The following is a 15,021-nucleotide window of genomic DNA, read 5'->3' on the forward strand; positions in this document are numbered from 1 at the left end:
CTAGGCGCGCTTCAGCGGGGGTGGCTCCCGAACCGAGGTACGGCGGACCGAACCTCTAGGTGCCAAAGCGACTACTTGCTGGAGGACTGCGCCCAGATGTTGATGCCCGCGTCGACCGCGTGGCGGTCGATCTGGGCCAGCTCGTCCTCGGAGAAGTCGAGGTTGTCGAGCGCGGCGAGGTTCTCGTCGAGCTGCCTGACGCTGGAGGCGCCGATCAGCGCGCTCGTGACCCGCTCGTCGCGCAGGACCCAGGCGATCGCCATCTGAGCCAGCGACTGGCCGCGGGCCTTGGCCATGGTGTTGAGCTGCTCGACGTGGTGCAGCGCCTCGGCGGTCAGCATGTCGGTCCTGAGGAAGCGGCCCTCGGCCGCGCGCGAGTCGGCCGGGACGTTGCCGCCGAGGTACTTGTCGGTGAGCATGCCCTGGGCCAGCGGCGAGAACGCGATGCAGCCGATGCCCTCGCGCTCCAGGACGTCCAGGAGGTCCTCCTCGACCCAGCGGTTCAGCAGCGAGTACGACGGCTGGTGGATCACGCACGGCGTGCCGAGGTCGCGCAGGATCTGCGCGGCCTCCTCGGTGCGCTGGCCCGAGTAGGAGGAGATCCCGACGTACAGCGCCTTCCCGGCGCGGACCGCGGCGTCGAGCGCGCCGCAGGTCTCGTGCAGCGGCGTGTCGGGGTCGAAGCGGTGGCTGTAGAAGATGTCGACGTAGTCGAGGCCCATGCGCTGCAGCGACTGATCCAGCGACGCCGTCAGGTACTTGCGCGAGCCCCACTCGCCGTAGGGGCCGGGCCACATGTCGTAGCCGGCCTTGGTCGAGACGATGAGCTCGTCGCGGTAGGGCTTCAGATCGGTCGCGAGCACCCTGCCGAAGTTGGTCTCGGCGCTGCCCGGGGGCGGGCCGTAGTTGTTGGCGAGGTCGAAGTGCGTGATCCCGCGGTCGAACGCACGCAGGGCGATCGCGCGCTGGTTGCCCAGCGGCTTGTCGTCGCCGAAGTTGTGCCACAGGCCGAGGCTGATCGCCGGGAGCTTCAGGCCCGAGCGGCCGGAGCGGCGGTAGGGGATCTGCGCGTAGCGGTCGTCGGCGGGCACGTAGGTCATGCCGTCGATCCTACGAGTACGGCGCGAGCACCTCGCGGAACGCGTCCGGCCACGGGGTCTTCTTGAAGGTCTTGCCGTCGACGCAGACGTGGCGCAGGAAGCCGGAGGCGACCGCGTTGGTCTCGCACGTGATCGCGAAGCGGCTCGTCAGCGACGTGGTCGTGGGCTCCTCGAACGTCACCGCGATCTCCAGCAGGTCGTCGTAGCGGGCGGGGGCGTGGTGGCGGACGCCGGACTCGGCGACGACGAAGTCGACCCCATGCACTTGCACGAGCTCCGGGTACGTGAGCCCGGACGCCGACCGCAGCGCCTCGGTGTGCGCGAGGTCGAAGTACATCAAGTAGTGGGCGTTGAACACGTGGCCCTGCATGTCGCACTCGGCGAAGCGGACGCGCAGGGCGGTGACGAGCGGCGTGGGCATCGCGCGGGACCCTACGTCGTCAGCGGTTCTGCCACGCGGCGACGGCCGCCTCGGCGGTCACGAAGCGCGCCCCGTGGGCGGCGAGGTCATCGACGAACTGCTCCAGCGCGAGCAGGCGATGGCCGCGGCCGATGATGTAGGGGTGCATCGTGATCGTCAGCACGCCGCGCTGCAGCTCGCGCCGCATCCAGGCGAAGTCGCCGCGGGCGTTGTCGAAGAACGTGGTGGCGCTGAACGACGGGACCTGCACGTAGTCCGGCAGCGCGACGTACTCGAAGTGCAGGAAGTCGTCGAGGTGCCAGCTGACCGGCAGCTCGGCGACCGCCGAGCTGCGGCCCGGCTGGAGCGGCTCGCCGAGCGCGACCGCGTCGCCGACCCGCGCCTGGTAGGGCGTGAAGTCGTCGCCCATCATGCTGCTGTCGTAGGCGAAGCCGTGGCGCTCGAGCAACATGATGGTGTGCGGGCTGAGGTCCCACGACGGCGAGCGATAGCCGCGCGGCGCGCGGCCGGTCAGCTCCTGCAGCAAGACGGAGGTCTTGACCAGCTCGGCCTCCTCCTCGTCGCGGGAGAGCCGGGCGGGCGGGACGTGCGACCAGCCGTGGTTGGCGACCTCGTGGCCGGCGTCGGCGATCGCGCGGACGAGGTCCGGGTAGGTCGCGGCGGTGTAGCCGGGCACGAACCAGGTCGACGGCAGGCCGCGGCGCTCCAGCAGCCTCAGGATCCGCGGCGCGGCGACCGCGCCGAACTCGCCGCGCGAGACCGGCGTCGGCGTCGTCAGCCCGCGGGCGATCATCCCCGAGGAGGTGTCGAAGTCGAAGCTCAGGCAGACGAGGTGCTGCGTCACCGTGCGCGATGATAAAGGCGATGCGCCTGCTCTTCGTCTGCATGGGGAACATCTGCCGCTCGCCGACCGCGGAGGCCGTGATGCGCGCGGTGATCGCGCGCGAGGGGCTCGACGGGGAGGTCGAGATCGACTCGGCCGGGACCGGCGCGTGGCACGTCGGCAACCCGCCGGACCGGCGCTCGACCGCGACGGCGGCCGCGCGCGGGATCACGCTGGAGGGCGCGGCGCGGCAGGTGACCGCGGAGGACTTCGAGACCTACGACCTGCTGCTGGCCGCCGACGCCGAGAACGTCGCCGGGCTGCGCGCGGTCGCGCCGTCGGAGGAGGCGGCGGAGAAGATCGTGCTGCTGCGCTCGTATGACCCGGACGCGGTTGCCGCCGGCGACCTCGACGTCCCGGACCCGTACTACGGCGGCCCGCAGGGCTTCGAGCACGTGCTCGACCTGGTCGCCGCGGCGTGCGAGGGGTTGTTGAAGGACTTGCGCGCGGAGGGCCGCGTCTCGCCGTGATCGAGGCGGTCGCGCTCGAGCCGATCCCCGGCGGCGACCTCAACGCCGCCTACCGGGCGACGCTCGCCGGCGGCGAGGTCGTGTTCGTCAAGACGTCGCCGGACGCCGCGCCCGGCGCCTACGCGGCGGAGGCCGCGGGCCTTGCGTGGCTGCGCGCGGCCGGCGGCCTGCCGGTCCCGGAGGTCCACTCGTTCGACGAGGACTTCCTGGCCCTGGAGTGGATCGACGGCGGCGGGCGCCCGGATCCTGCGCGGCTCGGCCGCGGCCTGGCGCACGTCCACGCCGCGGGCGCACAGCGCTTCGGCGAGCTGCCGGGCGGGGGCGAGGACTACGTGTTGGGTCCGCTGACGCTGCCCAACGCGGCGGGCGACGACTGGGCGGCGTTCTACGCGGGGTCGCGGCTGCTGCCGCTGGCGGAGCAGGCGGCGGGGCGCGGGGCGCTCGATGCGGACGGGCTGCACGCGATCGAGGCGGTGGCGGGCAAGATCCACCACTTGGTCGGTCCCGATGAGCCGCCCGCACGGCTGCACGGCGACCTCTGGTCCGGCAACGTCCACGCCGCGGCCGGCGGCACGCCGTACCTGATCGACCCCGCCGCCTACGGCGGGCACCGCGAGGTCGACCTCGCGATGTTGTCGCTCTTCGGCGCGCCGTCGCGGGAGTTCTACGACAACTACGACGCCGTCGCACCGCGCGCCGAAGGGCATCAAGAACGCGTCGAGCTGTACCAGCTGCTGCCGCTCCTGGTCCACGCCGTGCTGTTCGGCGGCGGGTACGGCGACGCGGCCGCCCGCGCCGCGCGGCGCTACGTCTGACTAGAGTCCGCCCATGGGCAACATCACGGGAGAGCGGTCGGTCGAGATCGACGCGCCGATCCAGAAGGTCTTCGACATCGCCGCCGACATCGAGGGCGCGGTCGACTGGATGGGCGCGATGAAGGACGTCGACGTCCTGGAGCGCGACGCCGACGGGCGCGCGAAGATCGTCGAGACCGTCAACGACGCCAAGGTCAAGACGGTGAAGACCAAGCTGGCGTTCACCTACAACTCGCCCACGGAGATCCGCTGGCGCCAGGAGAAGGGCGACGTCAAGTCGCTCGACGGCTGGTGGACGCTGGAGGACCTCGGCGGTGACCGCACCCGCGCGACCTACGCGCTGGAGGTCGACCCGGGCCGCATGCTCGGCATGCTGATCCGCGGGCCGGTCGAAGGTCAGGTGCGTGACTTCCTGCTCGGTGACGCCGCCGACGGGCTGAAGCGCACCGCGGAGGCCTGAGCCGGCGGCCGCGGCGTTGGGGCGCGTTCGCGTTCGCTAGCGTCGAGGCGGCATGGCCGCGCAGGGTCCGCCGACGCGACAACCACCACCGCCGCCGCCTTCCGCGGCCTCCAGCTCCTCCAACGGCATCGAGCTGACCACGCTGTTCATCAGCGCGGTCGCCTCTGCCGTGGCGGCGTACGTGGTCTCGAAGATCTGGGCGGCCGGCACGCTGTTCGGCGCGGCCTTCACGCCGGTCATCGTCGCGCTCGTCAAGGAGGGGCTGCGCAGGCCGACCGAGAAGGTCGCCGACGTCGCCAGCACCGCCGCCGCCGTCGTCCCGCTCGGCTGGACGCGCAACAGCGCCTCCGACGGCGGGCTGGTCCCGGACCCCGACGCGCCCGAGCCGCTGCCGGTGCGCGATCCCGAGGCGCCGGTCGTCGACCCCGACGCGCCGCACGTCATCCTGCCGCCGGTCGTCGCGACCGAGCACGCGCCGGTCTCCGTCTACTCGACGAGGGGCCGCCGCCTGCGCTGGCGTCTGGCGGTCGTCACCGGCCTGCTCGGCTTCGTCGTCTGCGTGCTCGTCTACACGGTCCCGGAGCTGGTCTCGGGCGACTCGATCGGCCGCCACGGCTCCAGCGCGACGACGATCTTCGGCGGCCACAGCCGCCACCACAGGAGCAAGTCCACCACCTCGACGACCAAGACCACCGACACGACCGGCACCACGTCCACGACGTCGACGACCAAGACCACCAAGACGACGCCGGATCAGACGCAGACCACGGCGACCACGCCGCAGCGCTCCTCGGCGACCCCGCAGAGCACGACCGCGCCGCCGGCCACCACGACGCCGACGCCGTCGAGCGCGGCGCCGCAGTCCTCGACCACGCCGTCCAACGTCCAGGGCGCCGCGCCGACGCCCGACGCGACGGCCGTCCCCGCGGCGCCCTAGGCGCTGCGCTCGGAGCGCTCGGCTTCCGCGAGCTTGTCGCGGAGGTACGCGGCCCTGTCGGCCCGGCGGCGGTGCGCACGCTCGTCGCCCTCGACGTCGCTGTCGCGGGCGAAGCGGTCCTCGGCGCGGGCGCGGTCGGCCTGCTCGCGCAGGTGCTCCTCGCGCTCGTCGTCGGTGTCGCGCCGTGTGGTGCTCATCTCGGTCCTGTAGTACCCGTCGACGATCTGACCAAGCAGCCAGGCGTGGTCGTAGCGGTGGGGGAGCTGATCCCGCATCTCCCCGCCCCCTAGGCCGCGACGAGCGCCGTCAGGTTGCGGCGCGCGCGGTGGACGAGCTGGACGGCGGCGTTCTCGGTCAGCGCGAAGTGCGCGGCGAGGTCGTCGTAGCCGGCGCCGTCGAGGGCGCGGAGGGCGAGCGCCTCGCGCTGGCGCGGCGGCAGCTCGCTCATACGGGCGAGCGCGGCGCGGAGGTGCTCGTTGCGCGCGACGACGTCGCAGCAGTCGGCGCCGCCCTCGGCGATCGGCTCGGCGCCGAGCTCGCCGCGGCGGCGGGTCGACGCGCGGTCCAGCTCGCTCAGGCAGGCGTTGCGGACGCAGCGGAACAGCCACGGCCGCAGCTCCACGACGCGCCTCTTGCCGAGCAGCGCGAGCTGCGTGCGGGTGAGCGCGTCGTGGACGGCGTCCTCGGCCAGCGCCGCGTCGAGGTAGCGGCGGGCGTAGCGGCGCAGGGCCGGCGCGTGGCGGCGGTAGATCGCGTCGAGGGCGGAGAGATCCCCTTCGGCGAGCCGGCGGGAGAGGACCGCGTCGCTCATGTCGGCGACGCGAACCGGGGCGGAGAAGGAGGGGCGGGAGAGCTGCACCGGAGTCATGCCGGCGAAGTTAGGTCCGCACCGGCCGCTTTCCAGTGTCACCCTGGTCTCACGGAGGCGATTTGGCCTGTTGGCCGCACCATTGGGTACGGGAGACCGCACCTCCGCGTCGTAGAATCCGCCCCCTGACGGCTCCGGAGCAGACCCAGTCGACCATCGCGATCCGCCGCGCCGACCCCGGTGACGCGGCGCAGATCGCCGCGATCTACAACGAGGGGATCGCCGAGCGCCAGGCGACGTTCGAGACCCGCCCGCGCGGCACCGCCGAGGTCGCGGGGTGGACCGTGCGCCCGCTGCCGGTGCTCGTCGCCGAGCACGAGGGGCGCGTTGTCGGGTTCGCCCGGATCGGCCCGTACAGCGAGCGCGAGGTCTACTCCGGGATCGGCGAGCACGCGGTCTACGTGGGGTCGGACGCGCGCCGCCTCGGCGTCGGCCACGCGTTGTTGGAGGCCTTGGCCGTCGCCGCCGAGGAGATCGGGTTGTACAAGTTGACCTCGCGGATCTTCTCCACCAACACGGCGTCGATCGAGCTGCACCGCCGGTCCGGGTTCACGATCGTCGGGACCCAGCGCCACCACGGGATCCTCGACGGCGTGTGGCGCGACTGCGTGCTGGTCGAGCGGCTCGTCGGCGACGCCGCGCGCGCCGGCGACGACGCCTAGCCCGCGAGGGCGAGCGTCACGCGGTCGGCCAGCAGGCGGCCGCGCAGCGTCAGCACCGCGCGCCCGGCGGCGAGCGGCTCCGGCTCCAGGAGCCCGTCGGCGGCCAGCTGCGCGGCGGTCGCGCGATTGTCCCCGTCGAGCTCCAGCCCGTCGCGCAGCCGCACCGCGAGCATCACGTGCTCCAGCCGCGCGGCATCGTCATCGGGTTGCTCGCGCCCCGCCGCGGGCGACGCGCCCTCGGCCAGCAGCGCCATCCAGCGCGCGGGGTGCAGGACGTTCCACCAGCGCACGCCGCCGACGTGCGAGTGCGCGCCCGGTCCCGCGCCCCACCAGTCGCCGCCGCCCCAGTAGCCGAGGTTGTGGAGGCAGCGGTCGGCGTCGGTCCGCGCGTAGTTGGCGACCTCGTACCAACGCAGCCCGGCGTCGCCGAGGATCCGCTCGGCGGTCTCGTAGCGCGCGGCGAGCACGTCGTCGTCGGGCGCCGGCAGCTCGCCGCGGCGCACGCGCGCCGCGAGCTTCGTGCCCGGCTCGACGATCAGCGAGTAGGCCGAGACGTGGTCGGGCTCGGCCTCCAGCGCGGCGTGCAGCGAGCGTTCCCAGTCCTCGGCGCGCTCGCCGGGCGTGCCGTAGATGAGGTCGAGCGAGACGTGCTCGAAGCCGGCGGCCCGCGCCTCGCGCGCCGCGGCGACCGCGCGGCCGGACGTGTGGTGGCGGTCGAGCGTCTCCAGCACGTGCGCGGACGCCGACTGCATCCCGAGCGAGATGCGCGTGAACCCGGCCTCGCGCAGCGCGGCGAGCGCGACCGGGTCGACCGACTCCGGGTTGGCCTCGGTGGTGACCTCGGCGCCGGGCGCGAGGCCGATGTGCTCGCGGATCGCGTCGAGGATCCGGGCCAGCTCAGCGGGCGGCAGGAGGGTCGGCGTGCCGCCGCCGAGGAAGACCGTCTGCGCGCGCGGCGCGGCGTCCCCGAGCACGCGCCGCGCGAGCGCCAACTCGGCCCGGATCGCGGCGCCGTAGCCCGCGGGCGTCGCCTCGCTCGGGATGTAGGTGTTGAAGTCGCAGTACCCGCAGATCGACGCGCAGTACGGGACGTGCACATAGACGCCGAACGGCCGCCCGGGCTCGCCGAGCCCGCGCAGGGACGCCTCCGGCAGCGCGCCGTCGGCGGGTGGTGCTTCGCCGTCGGGCAGGCGCGCCATGTCGGCCACAGCGTAGGCGTTCGGCGCCTCGTGCGTGCGCGCGCGAGTGACCTACGGCTCGGGAAGCCGGTCCCGGAACCCGCCCGCGCCCGCGACGTGCGCGCCCGCCGCCCGGACCCGGGACGCCAGCTCGCGGTCGGACGTCACGACCGTCAGGGTCGCCGGGTCGCCGTCGGCCGCCACACGCGCGGCGACCGCGTCGTCGGCGGCGTTGCGCCCGCCGGGCGCGAAGCCGACCGTGACGCGCGGCGCGCCGTCCTGGCCGACCGCGCGCTCGCGCCCGTCGAAGACGACCGCGACCTCCTCGCCGGAGCCGGCGGCGAACGCGTCGAGCGCCGCGACCAGCCGCGCCATCGCGCCCGTCCGGTCGCGCCACCAGCCGTCCGGCCGCGCGCCGATCACGTTGTTGCCGTCCACGAGCCACCGCATCGTCGTGTCGATGATGCCCGCTATGGTCGCTGCCCGATGATCGCCCGCGCGGCCGCCCTGCTCGCCGTCGTCGCCGCCCTCGCGGGCTGCGGGAGCAGCAGCGACGGCGCGTCCGGCGCGCGCGCCGACTACGTCAAGGCGCTGAACTCCGCGCAGTCCGGGCTGGCGTCGAGGTTCACGAAGCTGGGCGAGAAGATCACGCCCACCAGCTCCGCCAAGCAGGATCGGGCCACCTTGGGGGCGTATGAGACCGTCGTGGACTCCACCGTCAGCCAGCTGCGCGCGATCGACCCTCCGACCGGGCTCGAGACGCTGCACCGCCGGTTCACCGCGCAGCTCGCCGGCTACGGCAGCGCGGTCAGGACCGCGCGCGCCCGGATCACGGGCGACGACCCGCGCGCGATCCTCGCCGCGCAGGGCGACCTGCAGGCGTCGCTGCAGCGCACGGGGCGGCAGCTGAACGCCACGATCGAGGCCATCAACAAGAACCTGAAGGACTGAGCGCGGCCGTGCTCGCCCGCCGGCTGCGCGCCGCGCCGATCACGATCCCGACGCTGCTCGCGGTCGCGATCTTCCTGGCCTGGATCCCGCTCGACGGCGGCCAGGCGATCACCCGCTGGGCGCCCGGCGGGATCCTCGTCGTGGCGCTGCTGGCGCTCGCGGTCTTCGGCCTGCCGTGGTCGTGGCGCGGGCTGGGCGCGCCGGTCAGGATCGCCGCGCTCGGCCTCGCGGCCTTCACCGCGTGGAGCTTCCTGTCGATCGCGTGGGCCGACGACCAGGGCATCGCGCTGGAGGGCGCGGACCGGACTCTCCTGTACCTCGCGGTCTTCCTGCTGTTCGCGCTCTGGCCGCAGCGCCCGGCGACCGCGGCGTGGGTGCTCGGGCTCTGGACGGTGGGCGTCGGCGCGATCGCGCTGATCACGCTGATCCGGGTCGGGACGCTCGCCGACCCGACCAGGTTGTTCGACTACGACCGCCTGCTGCGCCCGGTCGGCTACGCCAACGCGCAGCCCGCGACGTGGCTGATGGCGTTCTGGCCGGCGGTGACGCTGGCGGCGACCGGCCGCGTGCCGTTCTGGCTGCGCGGGCTGTTCGCGGCGCTGGCCGTCGTGCTGATGGACACCGCGCTCCTGAGCCTGAGCCGCGGCGCGCTGCTGTCGCTGCCGGTCGTCGTGCTGTTGTTGGTGGCGTTGGTCCCGGGGCGCCTGCGCAACATCGCGGCGCTGGTCCCGATCGCGGGCGCCGCGGCGCTGGCGCTGCCGAAGGTCCTGGACGTCGGCGACGCGATCGACGCGAACCCCCAGGGCGACGTGCCCGCCGCGTGCGCGGCGGTGTTCCACACCATCTTGATCCTGGCCGTCGCCGCGGGCGTGGTCGTCGCGGCCGTCGCGGCGTGGGAGACGTTCCGCCCGCCGTCGGAGCGCGCCGCGGCGCGGATCCGGACCGGCTGGCGCGGGCTGGTCGTCGCCGGCGCGGTCGTCGGCGTGATCGGCGGGCTGGTCGTGGTCGGCAACCCGGTCCACCGCGTCGACCACGCGTGGCAGTCGTTCAAGGGCGGCTACTCGGACAACACCGGCTCGTCGAACCGCCTCACGGCCGGGCTCGGGTCCAGCCGCTACGACTTCTACCGCGTCGCGCTCAACGTCTTCGCCGAGCACCCGATCGCGGGCGCCGGGGCCGACAACTTCTTCCAGGACTACCTGCAGCACGGCACCTCCACCGAGACGCCCAAGTACCCGCACAACTTCGCGCTGCGGACGCTCTCGCAGACCGGGCTGATCGGCACGCTGCTGCTGTTCGGCGCGCTCGGCGCGGCGCTGGTCGCCGCGTGGCGCGGGATGCGCGCCGCCGGGCGCGACCCGCTCGCCGCCGCGGTCGCGGGCGGCGCGACGCTGGGGTTCTTCTACTGGATCGCGCACGGCATGTCCGACTGGTTCTGGGAATGGGCGGGGCTCGGGGCGCCGGCCTTCGCGCTCCTGGGACTGGCCTGCGCGCTGGCGCCGCGCGCGGATGTCCGGGAGGAGACCGCCGAGGCGGCGGCGTCCCCGAGGTTGGCGCGCGCGCCGCTGCTGCTCGCGGGCGGCGCGGCCGTCCTGCTGCTGGCCGCCGCCGTGGTCCTGGCCGGCCCGTGGCTGGCCCAGCGCGACGTCGACGCCGCGGCCAAGGTGTACACGTCGCGGCCGTTCGAGGCCTACTCGCGCCTGGACCGCGCCGCCAGGCTCAACCCGCTGTCGGATCAGCCCGCGCTGATCAAGGGCTCGATCGCCCTGCGCTACGGCGACCTGCCGCGGGCGCAGGCCGCGTTCCAGGACGCGCTGGCCCGCAACCCGCGCGGCCAGTATGCGACGCTCGAGCTCGGCGGGATCGCGTCGGTCCAGGGCGACAGGGCGACCGCGCAGCGGCTGCTCGATCGCGCGTCGGCGCTGGCGCCGCGCGACGAGAACGCGCGCGAGGCGGCGAGGGTCGCCCGCGCCGGGCACGTCGTGAACCTCGTGAAGCTCAACCAGCGGTTGCTGGAGTCGGGCGAGCAGCTCGCTGGGTGACCCCGTGGGTGAGGAATTTCACCCGCGGACGATGTCCTCTCACGCCGACAACTTCATCGAACGCACAGATCCCGGTGGTACGGTCGAACGACTGCCGGGCAGCGCGGAGGGGTGTCGGCGGTAGGACAGGGTCAGACGATGAAGTTCGCGCAACGATCGGCAGGGAAGGCCTACGAATGATGCCCCACGCGCCTAGGCACGTCGGTGTCCGCCTCATGACTCCCCACGCTTCGCTCTCACGCCTCCTCACGCTGCTCGCGACCGCCGTCGCGGCGGCTGCGCTCCTGCCCGCCGCGGCGCTCGCGGGCAGCCCGCTGCTGTCCGGCTACGCGGCGCCCGGATCGAGCGAGCAGGCGGTCCTCGGCGGCGGCGTCGTGGGCGGTGGCTCCGGCGGCGGTGGGAGCGACAGCGACAACAACTCGGGCGCGAGCGGCTCGCTGGCCGTGACCGCGACCACGAACAGCGCGAACGCTACGGGCTCCTCGAGCCGTTCTTCGTCCGGGTCGGGCTCCACGCTGAAGTCGACCCCGCACCGCAAGAACTCGGCGTCGCATACGTCTTCGCATACGAAGAGCAGCACCACGTCCACCGGATCCACCACATCTTCCAGCAGCCAGACATCGAGCGCGACGACGCCGACCGCCCGCCCGGGCGCGCCGGCGGTGGTGGCCTACCGCACCACGGCCGGCTCGGTCTCGTCGTTCCCGCTGACGGCGGGCGAGATCCTGATCGCCCTGCTCGGGCTGCTCGCGATCGTGCTCGCCGCGCTCGGCCTGCGGATCGTCATGCGCGACGGTGGCGGCGACGGTTCGTCGATCTCTCAAGTCGCGGTGCGTTGAGGCCGACGAACGCTGGTAGACGGGGAATCTCCAGGTGAGCCGAATCGAAGTCAGCCAGCAGAGCGCCCAAGCGGCGCCCTTGCACGCGCCGGTCGGCGCGGGGCCCGGCGTTCTCGCCGGGCAGTCGCTGCTGCGCCGGCACGAGCCGTCCGGACTTCGCCGCCTGCTGCAGTCGGCGGTCCTGCGCCCGGCGCTCGACGCGATCTGCCTGGCCTTCTCGCTCGTCCTCGCCTTCCGCTGGCCGCAGGAGCCGGTGGCGCTGAACGAGGCGTGGACGATGCTGTTCTTCCCGCCGATCGTGATGCTGCTGCTGCTGATCCGCGGCATGTACGAGCGGCGCCTGCGTCCCACCATCTTGGACGGCGTCGTCCCGATCGCCGGCAGCGTGTCGATCGCGGCGATGTTCGTCGTCGTGCTGCAGATCTACGTCGGCGGCGAGAGCGCCGTGTCGTCGGTCGCCGCGCACCTGTGGGCGGCCGCGCTGGTCAGCGTCGGCGCCGAGCGCGTCGCGCTGCTGGGCCTGCAGCGGGTCGCGCGCACGCGCGGCCTCGACGGCGCGCCGACGATCATCGTCGGCGCGGGCAACGTCGGCATGCGCCTGGCCCGGCGCCTGGAGGTCAACCCGCAGTACGGGCTGACGCCGGTCGGGTTCCTGGACGCCAACCCGCTGGAGATCTCGGCCGGCTCGGCCGACTCGCCCGGGATCCCGGTGCTCGGCTCGCCCGACGAGCTGGACTGGATCGCGCAGCTGACCGGTGCCGAGCACGTCGTCATCGCGTTCTCGTCGGAGCCCGACGAGCGCCTCGTCGACCTCGTGCGCCGCTGCGAGGCGCTGGGGTTGGAGGTCTCGCTCGTCCCGCGCCTGTTCGAGTCGCTCAACCACCGCGCGACCTACGAGCCGCTCGGCGGCACGCCGCTGATGGGCCTGCGCTCGGTGCACCCGAAGGGCTGGCAGTTCGCGGTCAAGCACGCGTTCGACCGCATCGGCGCGGCGCTGCTGATCCTCGCGTTCTCGCCGCTGATGGCGACGATCGCGCTGCTCGTCAAGCTGTCGTCGCCGGGCCCGATCGTCTTCCGCCAGCGCCGCGTCGGCCGCGACGGCACGGTCTTCGACCTCTACAAGTTCCGCTCGATGCGCCCGCCGGACCCCAACGCGCAGTCGTTCCAACCGGGCGAGGGCTCGGCGCCGGGCGGCGTCGAGGGCACCGACCGCCGGACGTGGATCGGGCGCCTGCTGCGCCGCACGTCGCTGGACGAGCTGCCGCAGTTCTTCAACGTGCTGCGCGGCGACATGTCGCTCGTCGGCCCGCGGCCGGAGCGCCCGGAGTTCGTCGAGCTGTTCGAGTCCGACATCCGCCGCTACGGCGATCGTCACCGCGTGAAGTCCGGCGTGACCGGCTGGGCGCAGGTGCACGGGCTGCGCGGGCAGACGTCGCTGAGCGACCGCGTCGAGTGGGACAACTACTACATCGAGCACTGGACGCTGGGCCTGGACGTCAAGATCCTGGCCCTGACGATGCTCGAAGTGCTGCGCCCCGCCGAGTAGCGCGCGGCGTTCCTTCACTACGCTGTCCGGCGTGAGCCGGTTCTGGATCTGGATGCAGGCGCTGATCGTCGTCTGCGTTCTCGCAAGCGTGATCATCGCCACGATCAAGCTGTCCTGAGGGACATAGACTGCCGCGCATGTACCGGCAGATCGTGGTGGGCACCGATGGCTCCGAGACCGCGGCGAAGGCCGTCGGGCAGGCGGCCGAGCTGGCCGCGTCCGTCGGCGCGACGCTGTTGGTCGTCTCGGCGTTCGAGCCGGTCAGCGGCTCGCGCCTGAGGGAGGAGGCGGCGCAGGTCCCGGACGACGTGCGCTGGATGGTCAACCCGCGCGAGGACGTCGACGCGACGCTGTCGCGCGCCGCCGAGCTGGCCGCCGAGAAGGGCGCGGACTCCAAGACGTTCGCGCGCCAGGGCGATCCGGCCGACGCGATCCTCGACGTCGCCGAGGAGCAGGGCGCCGACCTGATCGTGGTCGGCAACAAGGGCATGACGGGCGCGAAGCGCTTCCTGCTGGGCTCGGTGCCCAACAAGGTGTCGCACCACGCGCCGTGCAGCGTGCTGATCGTCCGGACTACGTAACGGGGACGGCCGGGTCCGTCGCGGCCGCGGCGTTGATCAGGCCCCAGCCGTAGCTCTTGTCGTAGCCCCTCGGGCCGAGGTCGCGGGCGGTCGCCTCCAGGCGGTGCTCGATCGCGGCGGCCGACGGGTCGGCGCCGAGGATCCCGGAGGCGACGATCAGCGCGGCGGTCGCCGAGACGTGCGGGACCGCCATCGAGGTGCCCTCGTAGGAGTGCGGGATGCCGATCTTGTCCTTGTGGACGCCGATCAGCGTCATCTGCGCGATGTTGCGCCCGGGCTTGCCGCCGTAGGCGCAGCCGGGGTCGGTCAGCTCGGCGTCGTCGCCGCCGCCGGGCGCCACGAGGTCCAGGCCGTGGCCGGTGTTGGAGTAGTCGGCCAGGCAGCCGTGCTCGGTCGTGCCGCCGACCGACAGGACGTTGTCGTTGCGCGCCGGGTAGGCGACCGCGGGGTCGCCCTCGTTGCCGGAGGCCGCGACGACCAGGACGCCCTTGGCGCGCGCGTAGGCGATCGCGTCGATGAGCTCCGGGATCACGTCGCGCGTGACCGTGGAGTCGAACTCCAGGCTCATGTTGATGATCTTGGCCCCATGGTCGGCCGCCCAGCGGACGCCCTGGGCGATCACCGGCGCGTCGCCCTCGCCGAGGTCGTCGAGGACCTTGACGGGCATGATCGACGCGCCGTAGGCCAGGCCGGTGAGGCCGATGCCGTTGTTGGTGGTCTCGGCGATCGTCGAGGTGACGTGCGTGCCGTGGCCGTTACGGTCGTTGGCGTAGTCGTCGTGGCCGATGAAGTCGTGGCCGGCGACGAAGCGCGTGCCGGCGAGGTCCGGGGAGGCGGGCGTCCTGCCGAACCTGCGGTAGGCGACGCCGGTGTCGAGGACGGCGACCTTGACGCCCTTGGCGCCGGGGCGCCCGGCGGCGATCAGGTGCGCCCACGCGTCGGGCGCGTCCACGCCCGCGGGGCCGGTGAAGTTCCACTGCACGGCGGCCCAGCGGCCGGGCTTGACGCCGCGGCCCGGGTCGTCCGGGAGGTAGGCGCCGGTGCTCGTCGCGTGGGCGACGACGTTCGGGACCGCGTAGCGGACGCGCGCGCTGCGCTTGAGGCGCGCGATCGTCGCGACGGCGTTGGTGGTCCGGACCGTGTGGAACGCCGTCGAGCCCTTGTAGCCGACGACGACCGTCGCCGCGGACGAGGCGGAGGCGGGGAGCACGGCGAGGGACAGAGCCGCCGCAGCGGCGGCGAGCAGGCGTGAGGAAGGTGCGGGGCGC

General features: G+C 73.5%; 18 protein-coding genes. 10 read left to right on the forward strand and 8 right to left on the reverse strand.

All coding sequences use genetic code 11. The annotated features are described in order from the left end of the window. Positions 1–71: 71 nt before the first annotated feature. From mgrA to H030_RS0122310, 3 genes are read right to left on the reverse strand one after another with little or no spacing between them, the layout of a single operon-like run. Positions 72–1,100 carry an L-glyceraldehyde 3-phosphate reductase gene (gene mgrA, locus H030_RS0122300; RefSeq protein WP_027007755.1) on the reverse strand — a complete coding sequence of 343 codons (1,029 nt, stop codon included), beginning with the start codon at positions 1,098–1,100 and terminating at the stop codon, positions 72–74. Between the two features lie 10 nt (positions 1,101–1,110). Next, a complete protein-coding gene (locus tag H030_RS0122305; protein WP_027007756.1) occupies positions 1,111–1,521 on the reverse strand; it encodes an acyl-CoA thioesterase in 411 nt (136 codons plus the stop codon). Positions 1,522–1,540: 19 nt separating this feature from the next. Then, a complete protein-coding gene (locus H030_RS0122310; RefSeq protein ID WP_027007757.1) occupies positions 1,541–2,365 on the reverse strand; it encodes a polysaccharide deacetylase family protein in 825 nt (274 codons plus the stop codon). Positions 2,366–2,385: 20 nt separating this feature from the next. On the opposite strand from H030_RS0122310, the gene H030_RS0122315 reads away from it, so the two are divergent. Genes H030_RS0122315 through H030_RS37730 form a run of 4 tightly spaced genes read left to right on the forward strand, consistent with a single transcriptional unit; the run spans position 2,386 to position 5,086 of the window. Then, complete coding sequence (locus tag H030_RS0122315; RefSeq protein WP_027007758.1) at positions 2,386–2,874, forward strand: low molecular weight protein-tyrosine-phosphatase; 489 nt, start codon at positions 2,386–2,388, stop codon at positions 2,872–2,874. Next, positions 2,871–3,689, forward strand: coding sequence for a fructosamine kinase family protein (locus H030_RS34355; RefSeq protein ID WP_035129286.1), 819 nt, complete (start codon positions 2,871–2,873; stop codon positions 3,687–3,689). Before H030_RS0122315 ends, H030_RS34355 begins: the two co-directional genes overlap by 4 nt. A gap of 13 nt (positions 3,690–3,702) precedes the next feature. Beyond that, a complete protein-coding gene (locus H030_RS0122325; RefSeq protein WP_035129288.1) occupies positions 3,703–4,149 on the forward strand; it encodes a type II toxin-antitoxin system RatA family toxin in 447 nt (148 codons plus the stop codon). 52 nt (positions 4,150–4,201) lie between these two features. Then, positions 4,202–5,086 (forward strand): hypothetical protein, encoded by an 885-nt coding sequence (locus H030_RS37730; protein WP_051223484.1) that lies wholly within the window; start codon positions 4,202–4,204, stop codon positions 5,084–5,086. Here the strand turns inward: H030_RS37730 and H030_RS0122340 are convergent. Together H030_RS0122340 and H030_RS0122345 are read right to left on the reverse strand one after the other, a co-directional pair. Continuing rightward, positions 5,083–5,361 (reverse strand): hypothetical protein, encoded by a 279-nt coding sequence (locus H030_RS0122340; protein ID WP_027007760.1) that lies wholly within the window; start codon positions 5,359–5,361, stop codon positions 5,083–5,085. The genes H030_RS37730 and H030_RS0122340 overlap by 4 nt on opposite strands. 11 nt (positions 5,362–5,372) lie before the next feature. Next, positions 5,373–5,954, reverse strand: a complete 582-nt coding sequence (locus tag H030_RS0122345; RefSeq protein ID WP_027007761.1) for an RNA polymerase sigma factor — start codon at positions 5,952–5,954, stop codon at positions 5,373–5,375. Between the two features lie 62 nt (positions 5,955–6,016). Between H030_RS0122345 and H030_RS0122350 the strand changes: the two genes are divergently transcribed. Beyond that, positions 6,017–6,616 (forward strand): arsinothricin resistance N-acetyltransferase ArsN1 family A, encoded by a 600-nt coding sequence (locus H030_RS0122350; protein WP_196809234.1) that lies wholly within the window; start codon positions 6,017–6,019, stop codon positions 6,614–6,616. On the opposite strand, the gene hemW is transcribed toward H030_RS0122350, so the two are convergent. Then, on the reverse strand, positions 6,613–7,815 hold the full coding sequence (gene hemW / locus H030_RS0122355) for a radical SAM family heme chaperone HemW (protein ID WP_027007763.1): 1,203 nt from the start codon (positions 7,813–7,815) through the stop codon (positions 6,613–6,615). The two genes, H030_RS0122350 and hemW, sit on opposite strands and share 4 nt — an antisense overlap. 51 nt (positions 7,816–7,866) lie before the next feature. After that, positions 7,867–8,244: an NYN domain-containing protein gene (locus tag H030_RS0122360; RefSeq protein WP_027007764.1), complete on the reverse strand. Its 378-nt coding sequence runs from the start codon at positions 8,242–8,244 to the stop codon at positions 7,867–7,869. Between the two features lie 36 nt (positions 8,245–8,280). Between H030_RS0122360 and H030_RS0122365 the strand changes: the two genes are divergently transcribed. The 5 genes from H030_RS0122365 to H030_RS0122390 all read left to right on the forward strand — a co-directional run bounded on the left by H030_RS0122365 (position 8,281) and on the right by H030_RS0122390 (position 13,753). Next, on the forward strand, positions 8,281–8,745 hold the full coding sequence (locus H030_RS0122365) for a hypothetical protein (protein ID WP_027007765.1): 465 nt from the start codon (positions 8,281–8,283) through the stop codon (positions 8,743–8,745). Positions 8,746–8,753: 8 nt separating this feature from the next. Beyond that, positions 8,754–10,787 carry an O-antigen ligase family protein gene (locus tag H030_RS0122370; RefSeq protein ID WP_027007766.1) on the forward strand — a complete coding sequence of 678 codons (2,034 nt, stop codon included), beginning with the start codon at positions 8,754–8,756 and terminating at the stop codon, positions 10,785–10,787. Positions 10,788–11,002: 215 nt separating this feature from the next. Then, positions 11,003–11,626 (forward strand): hypothetical protein, encoded by a 624-nt coding sequence (locus H030_RS0122375; protein WP_027007767.1) that lies wholly within the window; start codon positions 11,003–11,005, stop codon positions 11,624–11,626. Between the two features lie 34 nt (positions 11,627–11,660). Continuing rightward, on the forward strand, positions 11,661–13,172 hold the full coding sequence (locus H030_RS0122380) for an exopolysaccharide biosynthesis polyprenyl glycosylphosphotransferase (protein ID WP_027007768.1): 1,512 nt from the start codon (positions 11,661–11,663) through the stop codon (positions 13,170–13,172). Between the two features lie 137 nt (positions 13,173–13,309). After that, entirely contained in the window at positions 13,310–13,753 is a 444-nt protein-coding gene (locus tag H030_RS0122390) for a universal stress protein (protein WP_027007769.1), read from the forward strand. Here the strand turns inward: H030_RS0122390 and H030_RS34370 are convergent. After that, entirely contained in the window at positions 13,746–14,963 is a 1,218-nt protein-coding gene (locus H030_RS34370; protein WP_051223489.1) for a S8 family serine peptidase, read from the reverse strand. The genes H030_RS0122390 and H030_RS34370 overlap by 8 nt on opposite strands. Between the last annotated feature and the right edge of the window lie 58 nt (positions 14,964–15,021).

It is taken from the genome of Conexibacter woesei Iso977N, assembly GCF_000424625.1.
GTDB lineage: Bacteria > Actinomycetota > Thermoleophilia > Solirubrobacterales > Solirubrobacteraceae > Baekduia > Baekduia woesei_A.